Source organism: Rhizobium sp. SRDI969 (genome assembly GCF_025152725.1).
GTDB lineage: Bacteria > Pseudomonadota > Alphaproteobacteria > Rhizobiales > Rhizobiaceae > Rhizobium > Rhizobium leguminosarum_I.
In genome coordinates, this window is sequence record NZ_CP104035.1 from 563339 (window position 1) to 579088 (window position 15750).

The following is a 15750-nucleotide window of genomic DNA, read 5'->3' on the forward strand; positions in this document are numbered from 1 at the left end:
GACATGCGGAAAAGCAAAGACCTAAAGCACGGCAAGCATATGTGAAAGACTGCGACGCGCTTGAGAGCATGATGCCGAAAAGTGTGAGCGGTTTTCGGGCGACGTCATGCTCTCACTATTGAATTGAGAAACGGATTGACGGGATGAGCGACGTGGAAAAGGCCCGCTGGCAGAGCGATCTCGCGCTGATCTCCGATGCTGCGAAAGAGGCGGGCGCCGTCGCTTTCAGCTTCTTCAACCAGTCGCCTGAAGTCTGGTGGAAGAATAAGGATCGCTCTCCCGTCAGCGCCGCCGATTTCGCCGCCAACAAGACTCTCGAGACCATCCTGCGCAAAGCCCGGCCGGATTATGGCTGGCTGTCGGAAGAAACCGAGGACGATGCCGACCGTCTCTCACGCGAGACGCTGTTCATCATCGATCCGATCGACGGCACGCGCGCCTTCCTTGGCGGCCAGAAGGTCTGGTGCGTCAGCGTCGCGGTGGTTCATCGCGGCCGGCCGGTCGCCGGTGTGCTCTATGCCCCGGCGCTCGAGGAGTTTTATGAGGCGGTCGAGGGCGGCGTGGCGCTGAAGAACGGCGTCCCGTTCACCGTCTCGGCCGCCGGACCGGAAGAGATGAGCCGCCTTGCGATCGGCGAAGACCTGCTGAAGGCCTTCCCATCGGAGTTTCGCGACCGGGTCACGCGCGAGAAATACATTCCTTCGCTCGCCTATCGCATCGCCATGGTGGCGGACGGTCGTCTGGAAGGCACCTTCGTCAAGGGCAATTCACATGATTGGGACCTTGCCGCCGCCGATCTGATCCTCGTTTGCGCCGGCGGCGGTCTCGTCGACCTCGAAGGCAGGCCGATCGTCTACAACCGCGCCGATGTCACCCATAAAGTCCTCTGCGCGGCCCCGACGCCCCGCCTTGGCGAATTCCTCTCGGCCTTTGCGGGACGACGAGACAGTTGACGTTTTCGTCAAAATCCCGCAGATGGGGTGGCGGAGGAGAATAGGCAGAAAGAGAACAAAAAATGACTGAATCCGGTGACAAGAAGCAGCTTTTGCATCTCGTTTTTGGCGGCGAACTGGAAAGCCTCGATGACGTCCAGTTCCGTGATCTGCAGGGTCTCGATATCGTCGGCATTTTCCCGGATTATGCCTCGGCGCTGACAGCCTGGAAGGCGAAGGCGCAGCAGACGGTCGACAATGCGCATATGCGCTACTTCATCGTCCACATGCATCGTCTCCTTGATCCGCAGGAAAAGGCCAAGGGCAACTGACCTCGACAAGTGCTGCCGGCCGACCGCTCGGCGAGCGGGGTTTTCGTGCATCGACGCCCGTCGATCCGGATTGTTTGACGCATTCTGAACAAATTGATCGGTCATTGCGGCCGCAACGATAATGAGGGAATGGGTTTGATGTCGATCGCTTTGGATCGGAGGCTGGCGCAATGAGCTCCCGAATGGCGCGGTTCGGTCTGAGCGCATATCGTCTGGCGGGAACCGTTGCCTCTCCTGTTGTCGGCCTTTATCTCCACTACCGCACGGCCAAAGGCAAGGAAGACCGCGCGCGCCGCCTGGAGCGCTTCGGCTATCCGAGTGCCAACCGGCCGCAGGGTCCGCTCCTCTGGTTCCACGCCGCAAGCGTCGGTGAAACCAATGCCGTCATCCCGCTGATCCGCGAAATCCGCCGCCGCGACATCCATGTCGTCCTGACGACCGGCACCATCACATCCGCCAAGCTCGCTGCCGAGCGCCTCGGCCAGGAAGCGATCCATCAATATGTACCGCTCGACCTGAAGCCCTCCGTCAGCCGTTTCCTCGACTATTGGCAGCCCGATTGCGCCATCATCGCCGAGTCCGAGATCTGGCCGGCAACGGTGCTGGAGCTTGGCCGCCGTCGCATTCCGCAGATTCTGATCAATGCCCGCATGTCGGACCGCTCCTTCGCCCGCTGGCGCCGCCGTCCGGCGATCGCCGAAGCTTTGTTCGAGAATCTCGCCCTGGTCATCGCCCAGTCGGATGTCGATGCTGAGCGTTTCCGCGATCTCGGTGCTGTGCCCGTCATCACCTCGGGCAATCTGAAGGTCGATACCGACGCGCCTCCTTATGACAGCGCTGTCTTCGCCCGCTATAAGAAGCAGATCGGCGAGAGAAAGACCTGGGCGGCGATCTCGACCTTCGACGGCGAGGAGAACGCTGCCGCCATCGTTCACCGGGCGTTGAGGGAGCGCGACGGTCAGTTGACGATCATCGTGCCGCGCCATCCCGAGCGTAGCGACGAGATCGAGGCGGCCCTGGTCAAGCAGGGGCTGAAGGTCGCCCGCCGTACCCGCGACGATGTCTTGTCCGCCGATGTCGATATCTTCCTCGGCGATACGATCGGCGAAATGGGCCTCTATTTGAGACTGACGGAAATTGCCTTCGTCGGCCGCTCGCTCTTTGCCGAAGGTGGCCAGAACCCGCTGGAGCCCGCCATGCTCGGGTGCGCCATTCTCTCCGGCGGCCATGTGCAGAATTTCCGCGATGCCTATCAGAAGCTTGCCCGCAGCGGCAGCGCCCGCATGGTGCGCGACACCGAAATGCTGGCCAAGGGCGTGCATTACCTGCTGACCAATGACGGAGCCCGCCGCACTATGATCGAAGCCGGCATCACCGCCGTGCACGAGATGCGCGGCGCGCTGACTGCGACAGTCAAGGGGCTGGAACCCTATATCAATCCGCTGACGGTGAAGGCGCGGTTGCTGCCCAAGGCCGCGGCCCAGGTCTGAGGAGCGAACATGTCGGCTGTGGCGCCTATCAAAGGCATCCTCTTCGATAAGGACGGCACACTGCTCGACTATGATGAGAGCTGGCTGCCGGTCAACCGCGAGCTTGCCCGCATCGCCGCCCAAGGGGACGAGCTTCTCGCCAACCGGCTGCTTTCGGCCTGCGGTATGGATCCGGTGACCGGCCACATCATTCCCGACAGCCTGCTTGCCGCCGGCAATACCCGCCAGATCGCTTCGGGCCTCGTTGCGGCGGGCTCGATGGTCGATGTCGACGAGTTGACGGTCCGCCTCGACGAGCTCTTTTCCAGCGCCGCCGAATTTTCCGTGCCGGTGACCGACCTCGCCGGTTTTTTCGCCCGGCTGCATCGGCGCGGCTTCAAGCTCGGTGTCGCCTCCAGCGACAATGAACGGTCGATCCGCCAGACGGCCGAACGCTTCGGTTTCGCCCGCTATGTCGATTATATCGCCGGCTATGACAGCGGTTTCGGCGTCAAGCCGGAGCCGGGCATGGTGCTCGGCTTCTGTGCTGCGACCGGTCTTTTGCCTGAAGAGGTCGCCATTGTCGGCGACAACAATCACGATCTGGACATGGGTCTGAATGCCGGCACTGGCCTGCGGATTGCGGTGCTGACCGGCACCGGTTCGCGGGAGACGCTGACCGCTGCGGCCGATCATGTGCTCGACGATATCACCGCCATCGAGACCCTGCTGGCGGACCTGCAGCCGGCCTGACGGGTAAGGGCTTGCATTTTTTCAGGTTTTGGCTTCTCAATTCCTCCGTCGAGAAGCAGGGGACTGGCTGTGACTAGAGCAATTCCATCAAAAGTGTACTGCGGTTTTGCGTCCGGGATTGCGCAAGAACAAAAGTGATAGAGCATTGCCGTGATTCGAAGAAAAACGGAAATACTCTAGCCGGGCAGGGGAGCGGGACGGCAAGATGATATCCGAAGCGCCGCCGTTCTGGTGGAGGAAAGCCGATTGGCGGGCCTGGCTGCTGCTGCCGCTTTCTTTTCTCTATGGCCGTATCGCCGGCCACCGCATGGCCCATGCGCGCCGCGCCTCCGTTCCCATTCCGGTCATCTGCGTCGGCAATTTCACCGTCGGAGGCGCCGGCAAGACGCCGACGGCGCTGACGATCGCTCGCGCCGCCAAGGCGAAGGGGCTGAAGCCCGGCTTTCTCAGCAGGGGATACGGCGGCTCGCTCGATGTGACCACCGTGGTCGATCCCGATCATCACTGGGCGATTGCCGTCGGCGACGAGCCCTTGCTGCTTGCCCAGGAAGCGCTGACGGTGATTTCCCGCCGGCGCGTCGAAGGGGCTCAGCGCCTGGTGGCGGAGGGCGCCGATCTCATCATCATGGATGACGGGTTCCAGAGCGCCCGGCTGGCGATCGATTATGCCCTGCTCGTCATCGACGCGACGCGCGGCCTTGGCAACGGCCATATCGTGCCCGGCGGCCCAGTCCGTGCTCCGGTCCGCCAGCAGCTCCGCTCTGCGACGGCGCTGCTGAAGGTTGGCGGCGGCAATGCCGCCGACAGGATCGTCCGTATGGCGGCGCGCGCGGCAAAGCCCTATTTCACCGCATCGCTGAAAGTGCGCGGCGACAATACGCTGGCCGGCAGCAAGGTGCTTGCCTTCGCCGGCATCGCCGATCCCACCAAATTCTTCCGCACGGTCGAATCGCGCGGCGCCGAAATTGTCGTCGCCAAGTCCTTCGGAGATCACGAGCACCTGACCGAAGAGGAGATCGACGACATTCTGACGACCGCGGAGAGTCAAGGTCTCCTGATCGTCACCACCTCCAAGGATTTCGTCCGCCTTTCCGGCCATCACGGCAAGGCGGCGCGGCTCGCCGAAAAGAGCCGGGTGATTGAGGTCGACATGGTCTTCGAGGATCACCTCGCCGCCAGCCTCATCATCGACCGGGCGATCGCCGCCTGCCGCGAGCGACGGCTGCGGGAGATCAAGGCCGGGATTAAATCGATTCCGGGAAAGACTGAGCCGCTCTAACAAGCTGCTGCAAAACGTCTCGTCCTGCGCACATCCGTATATGCAATGCGATCACGCGATCGAGTGAAGCAAAGTTTCGCGGGCGGAAGTCAGATGCAACCGGTATGCGCGATCGATCAACGCGATATTGCGGCTTTCGAGGGCTTCGATCAGCGCGAGATGTTCACTAATGGCGACCTCATTCCGCGCGCGTTCATCACGCTTGTTCCACTGATAGTGATAGTGGAAGACCATGGCTATCACGTCTTGGAAGCTTTCGATAAAGCGGTTTGGCGCCACTGCCGTAATCAGCCGGTGGAAGCGGCTGTCCAGCTCCGAGAAATCCTGAAACCGAGCGTCGATATCCGCGAGCAGTTCCAAATGTGCCGCCCGCATGGATTGGATCTGTTTCCAGAGGGGCGACCCGTCGGGCAGGGCAGCGAAAAGCCGTGCGGAGCGCATTTCGAACATCTCTCTGATCTCGAACAGTTCGAGTGCGAAACTGGCTGTGAACCCTTTAAAAACCCAGCCTGCATTCTGACGCTTCTCGATCAGGCCATATTTCTGAAATCGATTGAGGAACTCACGGACGATCGTTGTCGCGACGCCGAATTTCCGAGCTAATTCCGTCTCATTGATTTCTGTACCCGGACAGGCATCGCCGCGCAGCATCCATTCCATGAAGCTCGTCTCGACCTGTTCCGAAATGGCCAAGGTCTCTTCCTTCGGATAGCGCTCTATCTGCTGCGGTTGTTCACCTATAATCCGCCTGTGCGCTTCAGATATGATGATCCCACGTGCGGACATCCCGGCCAGCACCTTCCGCACCGTTGTTCTGCTCACGCCAAGCTGGGCGCGCAGTGCATTTTCAGACGGCAATTCCTCCCCAAGATCGAGCGTCCGAATGATATCGATCATGTCATTGAATGCCCGCTTGAAGGTCGTATCCGTTCGCATGGCACAACTCCTGACATGGTTACTTATCCATAAAAAACAAGTTGACGCACGTGTATCATATGTTTCTTATGTATAAAAAACGGGGGAGGCTAGGGGAATTTGGAAGACTCCGGGATTCTGCCTCAGAATTCGTCGCGGCCTGGTGGTTCGCAGGATGCAGCCTTCCATCCGAGACAATCCGGCATCACGTTGGGGCTGAGGCTATTGAGCCTAGGCCCTCTGTTGATCCTGATTATGCTCATCGCCGTCGTCAGTTTGATCACGCCGGCGTTTCTAAAGCCCGTTAATCTCGGAAACATCTTGGCGCAGACAGCAGTGATTGCTGTTGTGGCAATGGGGCAGCAGCTCGTTATCTTGACTCGCGGGATTGACCTGTCTGTCGGCTCGAATCTTGCGCTAGCAACAGTCATCGGCGGACTTGTCTACCAGCAGGTCGATTCCTCGGTCGTCGTCATTATGGCGATGCTGCTTGCCGGTGCTGCTATCGGTGCGGTCAACGGCCTGGTCTTTGTCTATGGCCGGCTGCCACACCCCTTTATCATTACACTTGCGACCTTGAGTATCTGCCGCGGCCTGGCACTTACATTGGCGCCCGGCCACACCACCATGCGCGGGATGCCCGATGCAGTGACTGCAATCGGCGGCGGTACGACGCTTGGTGTGCCCAATTCCTTCTTTGCCGTTGCGATGTTCGGGCTTCTTTTTCTGATCCTGACGAAGTCGATGGTCTTTGGCCGATGGGTCTATGCGGTCGGCGGCGCGCCGAATGCCGCCAGAAGCATGGGTATACCGGTAAAGGGCGTTCTGCTCGCGACCTACATTATTTGCGGCCTTTGTGCAGGTGTCGGCGCGGTGCTGCTTGCAGGACGAACCGCCGCCGCCTCGCCAATCTACGGCAATCTTTTGGAGCTCGACACGATTGCTGCGGTGATTATCGGCGGCGCCAGCTTCCTTGGCGGACGAGGCCATCTCGGCCACGCCCTGATCGGCGCCGTGCTGATCGGCGTCATCCGCAACGCCCTTAACCTTCTCGGGGTCGACGTGTTCTTCCAAATGATCGCGATTGGGCTGGTCATCGTCATCGCCGTAGAGGCCGACGTGCTTCGTAACCATCTCGAGGCGCGCGCGCGTGTGCTTCAATCGGCGAGAGTGCAATGAACCCTGCATCGACCACACCGGCACTTTCGGTTCGAAACGCCCAGAAGCGCTTTGGCGCCATCCATGCCCTGGAAAATGTAAGCTTTGATGCCTATGCGGGTGAGGTAACCGCTCTCTTGGGTGACAACGGCGCCGGCAAGTCGACACTCGTCAAATGCATCAGCGGGCTTCATAGTCTCGACGAAGGAGAGATCCTCGTGGATGGTGCGCCCGTATCGCTCCATTCAACGGCCGCCGCCCGCCGCGCCGGTATTGAAACCGTCTATCAGGATCTGGCGCTTTTCGACAACCTGACCCCGGTACAGAATTTCTATTGCGGACGAGAAATCTCTTTCCCCTCCTGGCTGCCGCGTCCGCTCCGCTTCCTCAACACGGGCGCGATGAAGCGGGAGGCAGCAGGTGTCATCGATCGCCTGAAGGTTAAACTGCCGAGATTCGACGCGCCGGTCGCGCTGATGTCTGGGGGGCAGCGGCAGGCGATCGCGGTCGCGCGTGCCATTGTTTTTGCGCGCAAGCTGGTGGTCCTTGACGAACCAACGGCCGCCCTCGGGCTTCGCGAGTCTCGCCAGGTTCTTGACCTTATCCATCAGCTCAAGGCCGACGGCAATGCCGTGATCATCATCACGCACAACATGGAACATGTCGTCGAAATCGCCGATCGGGCGGTTGTGCTGCGGCAGGGTCGCAAGGTGGGTGAACTGAAGCCGACGGAAGCGAACAAGCAGGACCTTGTCGCGATGATTGTCGGCGCCGAGGCTTAAGGGAGATCGCTGCTTCGTTGGGGCAGCGGACAACGAGATCGCTCTAGAGGAGGGCGGTCGAAACATGGGAGGTCTATCATGAAACCGCAATCCCTGCTGGGAGCTCTTGCGCTTCTGGCCGTCGCTGCAGTGCCGGCCTTGGCGCAGGAGCCGGTCAAGCTCGGCTTTATAACCAAATTCCCTGTACCATTCTTCGCAACAATGGAGAACGCCGCCAAAGATTATGCGAAGAGAAATCCCGGCGTTGAGATCATCTACGGGCAGGGCACATCAGCAACCGACATCGAGGGCCAGATTGCACAGATCGAATCCATGGTGACACGAGGCGTGCAGGGCATTGCCCTCACGCCCGTCGATCCTACCGTGTCGACTGCGCTGGACAAGGCGGTGGCGGCCGGCGTCAAGGTCGTGCTGATGGATAACAACATTCCGGATTGGAAAGGCAGGACGGCGCTTGCCACGACCAATAATTTCGCTGCGGGCAAAATCGCCGGCGAATATCTCAAAACGGTTCTTAAAGCCGGCGATACGCTCGGGATTCTCGAGGGCGTGCCCGGTGTGCCGGCGCTTGATGACCGCGTAAACGGTATGCTTGAAGGGCTGAACGGCTTTGATGTCAAGATCGTCGGGAAAGGCGCAACAAACTGCACCGAGGAGCTTGGGATCAGTGTCGCCGAGGATCTGCTGACGAAAAACCCGGATCTCAAGGCCATTTATGCCGCTTGCGGCCCACCCGCTGCTGGCGCGGCGCGCGCAATCAAGAACGCTGGCACTGCCAATGACAAGATTGTGCTGGTCGGTTTCGATTTCTGCTGCGGCGAAGAGGAAGCGCTGAAGAGTGGAGTCGAGGATGCGTCGGTGGCGCAGTTCCCCACCAAGATGGCCGAACTCGGTGTGGATGCGCTGGTAAAATCGATTCGCGGAGAGAAGGTTGAGTCTTTGATCGATTCCGGCGCTGCGCTCGTGACGCCTGAGAATATGGCGAAGTTCAAGTGAACCGTTGCCCCATGTCGATCGCGTACGCGGGGAGTCAAACCTCCCCGCTGTCGGGAATGTATCGTCGAGCCTTGCGGCCCGGAGCCACGTTGGCCAGCCGATACGGGCGTTGTCGTGGATGAGCCTATGGTTTTTCAAGTCGCCGGGTAACCGGAGCGGATATTCTCCCTGGAGCAGCTCCGGGCTGCAGACCGGAGAACCATCACAGCCAGAACCTCCGACGCAGATGGCAGCAGCTAGAGCCTTTCCGGGCTAGATTGAAGTATTCTGTTGGCTCAAACGGAGTCGGATGGTCGACCGGCCGGCGCGCGTCGTAGCCAAGCTCTACGGCCAAGCCGGCCGGTCGATCAGCCGGCCCGTTTCAGCCAACCCGAAGGGCCGGGCATCTTTCCGCCAGGATCAGAGGCGATCGGCTCGGACGTACCAAAAGGTATGCCCTTCGCCAATCGCCTCTGCCCTGACGAAAACCTGCTCCGGCAGAATGCTTCAATCTAACCCGGAAAGGCTCTAGCGCCGCTGGTTCGGCAGCACACCGGCGCGTTTGTCGGCATCGATTGCCGAGATCACGTCGGCATAGGGCTCCTGCCGGGCGACGCTCCAATAGCGTAATTCGTCGAGCGGAATCTGTTTTCCCGTCATCGCGCAGACGACATAGGAGCCGGGCGAGAGAATCTGGAAATCGCCATCGAGATACCGGATCTTCGCCTCGCGGTTTCCGTGTCCTTCGAACAAATTCATGCGCTCCGTTCCCTGCAGTCTGTCATCCGTCTGCCATACTCCCGCAAGGGCTGCTTTTCCAGCTTTTTTAGCTTCTGCCGAAAAGCCGTTCGATATCGCTGAGCTTCAATTCGATATAGGTCGGCCGGCCGTGATTGCACTGGCCGGAGCCGGGCGTCACTTCCATCTCCCGCAGTAGCGCGTTCATTTCCTCGGGCCGCAATCGCCGTCCGGAGCGCACCGACCCGTGGCAGGCCATGGTCGCTGCCACATATTCGAGCTTGGCCGACAGACCGGACGCCGTGTCCCATTCGGCAATCTCGTCGGCGAGCTGGCGGATCAGGCCATGCGCATCGACCTCGCCGAGCATGGCAGGCGTCTCGCGCACGGCGATCGCGCCTGGGCCGAAACGCTCGATCGCCAGGCCGAGTTCGGAAAGCTCGGCCGCATGCTGCATCAGCCGGTCGCAATCCTCTTCCGGAATGTCGATGATCTCGGGGATGAGCAGCACCTGCGAGGCCAGCCGCTTCGAATGCAGCGCCTTGCGCATCGCTTCGAAGACCAGCCGCTCATGCGCGGCATGTTGATCGACGATGACGAGCCCGTCCTCGGTCTGGGCGACGATGTAGTTTGCGTGGATCTGCGCCCGTGCCGCGCCGAGCGGATACCGTGCATTTGGTTCGGTCGCTGCCGGCTGCGGCGAAAATTGCGGCTCGGCTCGCGCCGTCGGCATCGAAAGTCCGTCGAAGGACGCCTGGGGCCGCTCGCCGAAACCCGTTGTCGGCTGATAGGGCCGGGAGGGCGACGTTTCGGCCGACCATGGCGTTTGCGGCCGCTGGCTATTCGGCTGGAAGCCGGGGCGGAAGGAACGCAGCATGTCGCTCGCCCCGGTCGTCGCCGCCCGGCTGCCGTCGCGCGCCAAGGCCTCGCGGATGGCGCCGACGATCAGGCCGCGCACCAGGCCAGGGTCGCGAAACCGCACGTCGGATTTCGCCGGATGCACGTTGACGTCGACCAGAGCGGGATCAAGCGTGATCGATAGCACCGCCACCGGATGGCGTCCGGATGGGATCGTCTCGGCATAGGCGCCGCGGATCGCCGAGAGGATCAGCTTGTCCTGCACCGGCCGGCCGTTGACGAAGGCGTATTGATGGGCGGAGTTGCCGCGATTGAAGGTCGGCACGCCGGCAAAGCCGGTGAGCGAGATCTCTTCGCGCACGGCGTCGAGCGCAATGGCGTTGTCGCGGAATTCCTTGCCGAGTACCTGCGCCATGCGCGCCAGATGATCATCGCCGGTCGCCGGGAATTCCAGCGTCGTGCGGTCCGAGCCCGACAGCACGAAGCGCACGGCCGGAAAGGCGATCGCCATGCGCTTGACGATCTCGGTGATGGCGCCAGCCTCGGCTTTCTCCGTCTTCAGGAATTTGAGGCGGGCGGGTGTGGCAAAAAACAGGTCGCGCACTTCGACGATCGTCCCGGGATTGGCGGCAGCCGGCCTGATATGCGCGATCTTGCCGCCGGCAACGGCGATCTCGTGGCCGCCAGTGCTGTCGCGCCTGCGGCTTGCGATGCTGAGCCTTGCAACCGAGCCGATCGAGGGCAGCGCCTCGCCGCGGAAGCCGAGCGTGCGGATATCCTCGAGCGTCTCGGAGATCTTCGAAGTGCAGTGGCGCCTGACCGCCAGTTCCAGATCGGCCGCGTCCATGCCCGAGCCATTGTCGCTGACGCGCAGCAGCGCCTTGCCGCCGCCTGATGTGGCGATCTCGATGCGCGTCGCCCCCGCGTCGAGCGCGTTTTCGATCAGTTCCTTGGCAGCGCTCGCCGGCCGTTCGATGACTTCGCCGGCGGCGATCTGGTTGATGAGCGTTTCGGAGAGCTGTCTGATGGCCATGGGCTATTTTCGGAGATTCGCAGGCCGGAGGGAAGGGCTTTCCAAGCGCTTTCCCGAACCGTGATCCGGGGGCTTCCCCAAATGTGGGGGTAGGTAATGTTAAGCCGGTTTTAACATAAAAATGGCATTTCTATTTATATGCCTCCGGAAGCTGCGAAATCGAACAGATGTGGGACGGAATAGAATGAGTGCCGGCTTCGAAAAGGCGGACACATCATCAGGAATCGATGGGGCTCCCGCCGAGGCCGATCTGCAGACGGCGCTTTTCGATGTCGTGTGCGACAGCCTTTCCGCAGCTTTCATCATCTACGACAAGAACGATCATCTCATCTTCGCAAGCCGCCAGACCCTCGAATTCTTTCCGCTGCCCGCCGAAATGCTGAAGCCGGGCACGCGGCTTCGCGATTTCCTCGGCGCAATGTACGACACCGGCATTCGCCAGCAGTATGATGTCAGGCGAGGTGGCTCGCTCAGCCGCGAAGACTGGCTGTCGGAGAAAATCGCCTCGCATTGGCGCGAGCGTTTCGACGCCGTCGAGCGCCATGGCACCGACAGCTGGGTCCGCTTCGTCAAGCGCAGGCTGCCGGGCGGCTACGGCGTCACCATCATCTCCGACATTTCCGAGAACAAGAAGCGCGAAGAGCAATGGCGCTCCGATCTGGAGCGCGTGCAGCTCACCGAGGACATTCTCGACAATCTGCCGTTTCCGCTTTTCGTCAAGGATCGCAACCTCACCTATGTCGCGGTGAATCTCGCCTTCTGCGAGAAATATCAGACGAGCGCCGACGAGGTGCTCGGCCGTAAGAGCGGTGATCTGTTTTCAGAGGAGATCGCCGAGCGCTTCGAGGAGAGCGATCGCCACGTGCTGGAGACCGGCGAGATGTCCGTCTCCCGCCAGCGTCAGATCTCCCGCGACGGTATCGAGCGCGACATCGTCAGCCGCAAACACCGCATCGGCAAGCCCGGCCGCTATTTCCTGGTGTCGACCACGCAGGACCTGCCGCGCGACGGCGCCGATCTCGACGAGTTCGGCCAAGCGTCCGCGATCACCGCCTCCAGCAATCAAAGCTATCGCCGGGCCTATGTGCCGGTACCAACGAGTGTCGGGCGGCGCGAACCAGCGGCGATGGAAGCGATTGTTCCGGAGAATTTCTCCGGCCGCAAGGTCCTCGTCGTCACCGCCGACCTCGCAGCCGAAACCGCCGCGCTGCGGACACTGACGAAATACGGCTTCGAATCCTGCTCGGTCCGCGGCGAGGACGAAGAGGAGCGGTTCCTGGAAATCGCCACCTCCTCCGGCATCTCGCTCGATCTTTTGATCATCGACAACCAGATGGGCATGCGCTGCCTCGAGCTTGCCGAGCAATACGGCATCCCGGCGCTCGTCATGGACGGCTTCCAGATCGCCAACGAGCTCACATTCCAGATCGCCCGCCATTTCAACCGCAACAGCCGCAGCGCCGCCGGTTCGGATGCGGATTGGGAAATCAGCACGTCCGACGATGTGGTCGGCCTGCAGATTCTTGTCGCCGAAGACAACGATATCAACCAGATCGTCTTCTCGCAGATCCTCGAAGGCCTCGGCTACCGCCATATGCTTGCGGCGACCGGTGACGAGGCCGTGCGCCTCTGGGCCGAGCACCGGCCGCAGATCGTACTGATGGATATTTCCCTGCCGGGTTTCAACGGTTTCGAGGCCGCCCGCCTCATTCGGCAGATGGAGGAAACCGGCGGCGGAACCCGCACCCCGATCATCGGCGTGCTCACCCAGGCCTTCGAGCGCGACCGCGCCGAATGCGTCAAATCAGGCATGGACGACGTCATCATGAAACCCGTCAGCCCGGACATGCTCGAACTGGTATTTCAGAAGTACCTGATGGCCGAGGCTTTGCGGGCGCGAAACTAAAGCATGTCGCGCAAAAGTGTGCAGCGGTTTTGCGCTAACGACATGCGTAAAAACAAAGACCTAAAGCGCGAGGAGCGAATCTGAAAGATCGCGACGCGCTTTAGAGCAATTTCAGGAAAAGTGTGAAGCGGTTTTCCGTCCGGAATTGCGTAAAACAAATGTTAGAGCGGTTCGGCGCTTCCATGAGAAGCTGAACCGCTCTAACAGAAATACCCGTCAACTCCTAGATTTTGGGTGTTCCAGGCGGCAGAGGTCGCTGATTTCCTATCGAATTGTTAAGACATGCCGGTCATTCTTTTGCATAGCTGCGGGGGAAAGCTCGGGTTTGCATGATAAAATCGGCGGAAATAGCTTTCTTGACCGTGGGTCAGAATGAGCTTCAGGCGATGGCCTACACCGATCCGCTGACCGGATTGGGAAACCGCAATCGCATGCGGGACAAGGTCTTGCAGATCTCTTCCGAGCGCGCCAGCGATCCGGCCCCCTTCACCATCGGCATCGTCAACCTCGACAGCTTCAAGCCGATCAACGACCTGTTCGGCTCGACAGCCGGCGATGAAATCCTCTGCCAGGTCGCTCATCGTCTCAGGGCCTGTATTCCGGACGGCGCGCTTGTCACCCGCCACGATGGTGACGAATTCGCCTTCGTGCTGCCATTGATCTTCGAGCGGGCGAGTGCCGAGAAGTTCGGCCAGATGATCCGCGAGGTGCTATCAGCCCCCTATGACCTCGGTGACCGCAACGTCCGTCTCTCCGCTTCCCTCGGCTTCTCTATCTATCCGTTCGCCGGAGAGGATTGCGAGGAACTGCTGAAGAGTGCCGAAACCGCCCTCTACCGCTCCAAGCGCCGCGGTCGCGGCCAGATCACCGTCTATTCGCGCGAGATCGCGCAGGAAATGAAACGCGCGACGCAACTGGAGCAGGCGCTCAGAAACGCCATCATCTCGGATGCGATCGACGTGCATTTCCAGCCGATCGTCTCGTTGTCCAACAATCAGGTCGTCGGCTTTGAGGCGCTCGCCCGCTGGAACGACCCCGATCTCGGCTTCGTGCCGCCCGGCGTCTTCGTGCCGCTCGCCGAAGAGCGCGGCTTCATCGATGCGCTGTCGGAGGCGTTGCTGCGTAAAGCCGCCGAAGCAGCACTGTCCTGGCCGCGCGAACTCTTTCTGTCGTTCAATCTATCCTCGGCCCAGCTGATGGATCCGGGAACGAGCAGCAGCGTCCTGTCGATCCTCGGCCGCGTCGGCTTCGATCCGCATCGGCTGGAGCTGGAGATCACTGAGACCGCCGTGATGAGTTCGGCCGATACCGCTCATCGGATCATCGCCGATCTGCGCGCCGCCGGTGTGCGCATCTCGCTCGACGATTTCGGCACCGGCCAGTCGAGCCTCGGACGCCTGCGCGACTTTATCTTCGACAAGATCAAGATCGACCGTGCCTTCGTCTCGCGCATCAATTCCGATCGCGCCTCCGAACACATCATCAAGGCGATCCTCACCATGTGCGAGGGTTTGGAGCTGGAGGTCGTGGCGGAAGGCATCGAGGATTATGCGGAGGCAGTGAAGTTGCGTATGCTCGGCTGTGGCATGGGCCAGGGCTATCACTTCGGCCGTCCGGCCGATGGTATCGCCACGCTGCGCTTCCTACACGAGAACTACTACGATCCGACTATGATGGAGCGTGTCAGCGCATAAAACGATGGCGCCCCATAAAACGATGGCGCCCCTAGAGCATGATGCTTTTAGGCCGATCTGGCCTAAAAGCATCCAGTTCTAGGAGCGCCATCGCCTACGCTATACTACCGCGCACGGATTATTTAGGCGTGGTCGAGCCGGTCGCCGTGGTATCGGTACCGTTCGCAGCCGGAGCCGGAGCCCTTTCGGCCGACTGCATTGCCAGCGTCTTGAACTCCGGTGCGGCCTTCAGCGATTCAGCCGTTTCGCTGGTCGTCAGCTTGACGCTGCCGTCCTGAGTGTTCTGCGCGACGGTGATCTTTTCCATCGGAACGGCGACATCCTTTTCGCCGATACCGAGGAAGCCGCCGACGCCAACGATCGCAGCAACAATGCCGCCGTCCTTCTTCATGATCAGGTCGTTGACGCTGCCGATGCTTTCATTCTTGGCGTTATAGACCGACTGGCCGATATAGGTGTTGGCACTGATCTGATCCGGAGCCTGCTCCGTCAGATAGCCGACCTGAGCTGTGTCTGCGGTCGGTGCTGCGGCCGGAGCCTGTGCGGCATCGCCTGCGGGCTTGGTGACATCGGGCGTCATCGGCTTAGGTGCTGCCGGGTTGGCCGGAGCTGCCTGTGTTGGAGCGGCGGGATTCGCTGGCTGCGGCGCCGCCTGCGAAAATGCCGCCGGTGCGAAAGCCGTGGCAAACAGTGCGCCAGCGGCAACGGTCGTCAAGAGTTTGCGTGTCATTTCGAACCTACTTTCATTTCCCTGGAGTAATCACTGACCGGCAACGCCTGTTTGATTGCAGCGCCGGTTCGAAAGGAAAATGAGTGGTGGGCCGATTGGTTCCGGTTGAAAACACGGAAAATTTCTCGATTCTCACGGAACATTTATCGAGGAGCTGCCGCCAAACCCAGAAAAGGCGCCCCGGTCGGGGAGCGCC

14 protein-coding genes are annotated in these 15750 nt (G+C 60.8%); 10 read left to right on the forward strand and 4 right to left on the reverse strand.

Going from position 1 to position 15750, the window contains the following annotated elements:
* Positions 1–143: 143 nt before the first annotated feature.
* The 5 genes from N2A41_RS02690 (at position 144) to lpxK (ending at position 4765) form a co-directional block, all read left to right on the forward strand.
* Complete coding sequence (locus tag N2A41_RS02690; RefSeq protein ID WP_260110201.1) at positions 144–953, forward strand: 3'(2'),5'-bisphosphate nucleotidase CysQ; 810 nt, start codon at positions 144–146, stop codon at positions 951–953.
* 62 nt (positions 954–1015) lie between these two features.
* A complete protein-coding gene (locus N2A41_RS02695) occupies positions 1016–1264 on the forward strand; it encodes a DUF4170 domain-containing protein (protein ID WP_170276689.1) in 249 nt (82 codons plus the stop codon).
* Positions 1265–1434: 170 nt separating this feature from the next.
* The gene (gene waaA, locus N2A41_RS02700; RefSeq protein ID WP_260110202.1) at positions 1435–2754 is read left to right on the forward strand and encodes a lipid IV(A) 3-deoxy-D-manno-octulosonic acid transferase; all 1320 of its coding nucleotides are present in this window, start codon (positions 1435–1437) and stop codon (positions 2752–2754) included.
* 9 nt (positions 2755–2763) lie between these two features.
* The gene (locus N2A41_RS02705) at positions 2764–3486 is read left to right on the forward strand and encodes an HAD family hydrolase (RefSeq protein WP_260110203.1); all 723 of its coding nucleotides are present in this window, start codon (positions 2764–2766) and stop codon (positions 3484–3486) included.
* Between the two features lie 205 nt (positions 3487–3691).
* Positions 3692–4765, forward strand: coding sequence for a tetraacyldisaccharide 4'-kinase (gene lpxK / locus N2A41_RS02710; protein WP_260110204.1), 1074 nt, complete (start codon positions 3692–3694; stop codon positions 4763–4765).
* A 51-nt stretch (positions 4766–4816) separates the two neighbouring features.
* On the opposite strand, the gene N2A41_RS02715 is transcribed toward lpxK, so the two are convergent.
* The gene (locus N2A41_RS02715) at positions 4817–5701 is read right to left on the reverse strand and encodes a GntR family transcriptional regulator (protein WP_260110205.1); all 885 of its coding nucleotides are present in this window, start codon (positions 5699–5701) and stop codon (positions 4817–4819) included.
* A gap of 99 nt (positions 5702–5800) precedes the next feature.
* On the opposite strand from N2A41_RS02715, the gene N2A41_RS02720 reads away from it, so the two are divergent.
* The 3 genes from N2A41_RS02720 (at position 5801) to N2A41_RS02730 (ending at position 8616) form a co-directional block, all read left to right on the forward strand.
* Entirely contained in the window at positions 5801–6859 is a 1059-nt protein-coding gene (locus N2A41_RS02720) for an ABC transporter permease (protein ID WP_260110206.1), read from the forward strand.
* On the forward strand, positions 6856–7620 hold the full coding sequence (locus N2A41_RS02725) for an ATP-binding cassette domain-containing protein (protein WP_260110207.1): 765 nt from the start codon (positions 6856–6858) through the stop codon (positions 7618–7620). The genes N2A41_RS02720 and N2A41_RS02725 overlap by 4 nt, the downstream gene beginning before the upstream one ends.
* Before the next feature lie 78 nt (positions 7621–7698).
* Positions 7699–8616, forward strand: coding sequence for a sugar ABC transporter substrate-binding protein (locus N2A41_RS02730; protein WP_260110208.1), 918 nt, complete (start codon positions 7699–7701; stop codon positions 8614–8616).
* 507 nt (positions 8617–9123) lie between these two features.
* Here the strand turns inward: N2A41_RS02730 and N2A41_RS02735 are convergent.
* A complete protein-coding gene (locus N2A41_RS02735; protein WP_003545832.1) occupies positions 9124–9354 on the reverse strand; it encodes a DUF2093 domain-containing protein in 231 nt (76 codons plus the stop codon).
* A gap of 67 nt (positions 9355–9421) precedes the next feature.
* Positions 9422–11224: a DNA mismatch repair endonuclease MutL gene (gene mutL, locus N2A41_RS02740; protein WP_260110209.1), complete on the reverse strand. Its 1803-nt coding sequence runs from the start codon at positions 11222–11224 to the stop codon at positions 9422–9424.
* 184 nt (positions 11225–11408) lie between these two features.
* Here mutL and N2A41_RS02745 point away from each other — a divergent pair, with 184 nt between their 5' ends.
* The gene (locus tag N2A41_RS02745) at positions 11409–13130 is read left to right on the forward strand and encodes a response regulator (protein WP_170262433.1); all 1722 of its coding nucleotides are present in this window, start codon (positions 11409–11411) and stop codon (positions 13128–13130) included.
* Positions 13131–13459: 329 nt separating this feature from the next.
* Positions 13460–14824 carry a putative bifunctional diguanylate cyclase/phosphodiesterase gene (locus N2A41_RS02750; protein WP_017963006.1) on the forward strand — a complete coding sequence of 455 codons (1365 nt, stop codon included), beginning with the start codon at positions 13460–13462 and terminating at the stop codon, positions 14822–14824.
* A gap of 118 nt (positions 14825–14942) precedes the next feature.
* On the opposite strand, the gene N2A41_RS02755 is transcribed toward N2A41_RS02750, so the two are convergent.
* A complete protein-coding gene (locus tag N2A41_RS02755) occupies positions 14943–15554 on the reverse strand; it encodes a PRC-barrel domain-containing protein (RefSeq protein WP_017963007.1) in 612 nt (203 codons plus the stop codon).
* Positions 15555–15750 lie beyond the last annotated feature (196 nt).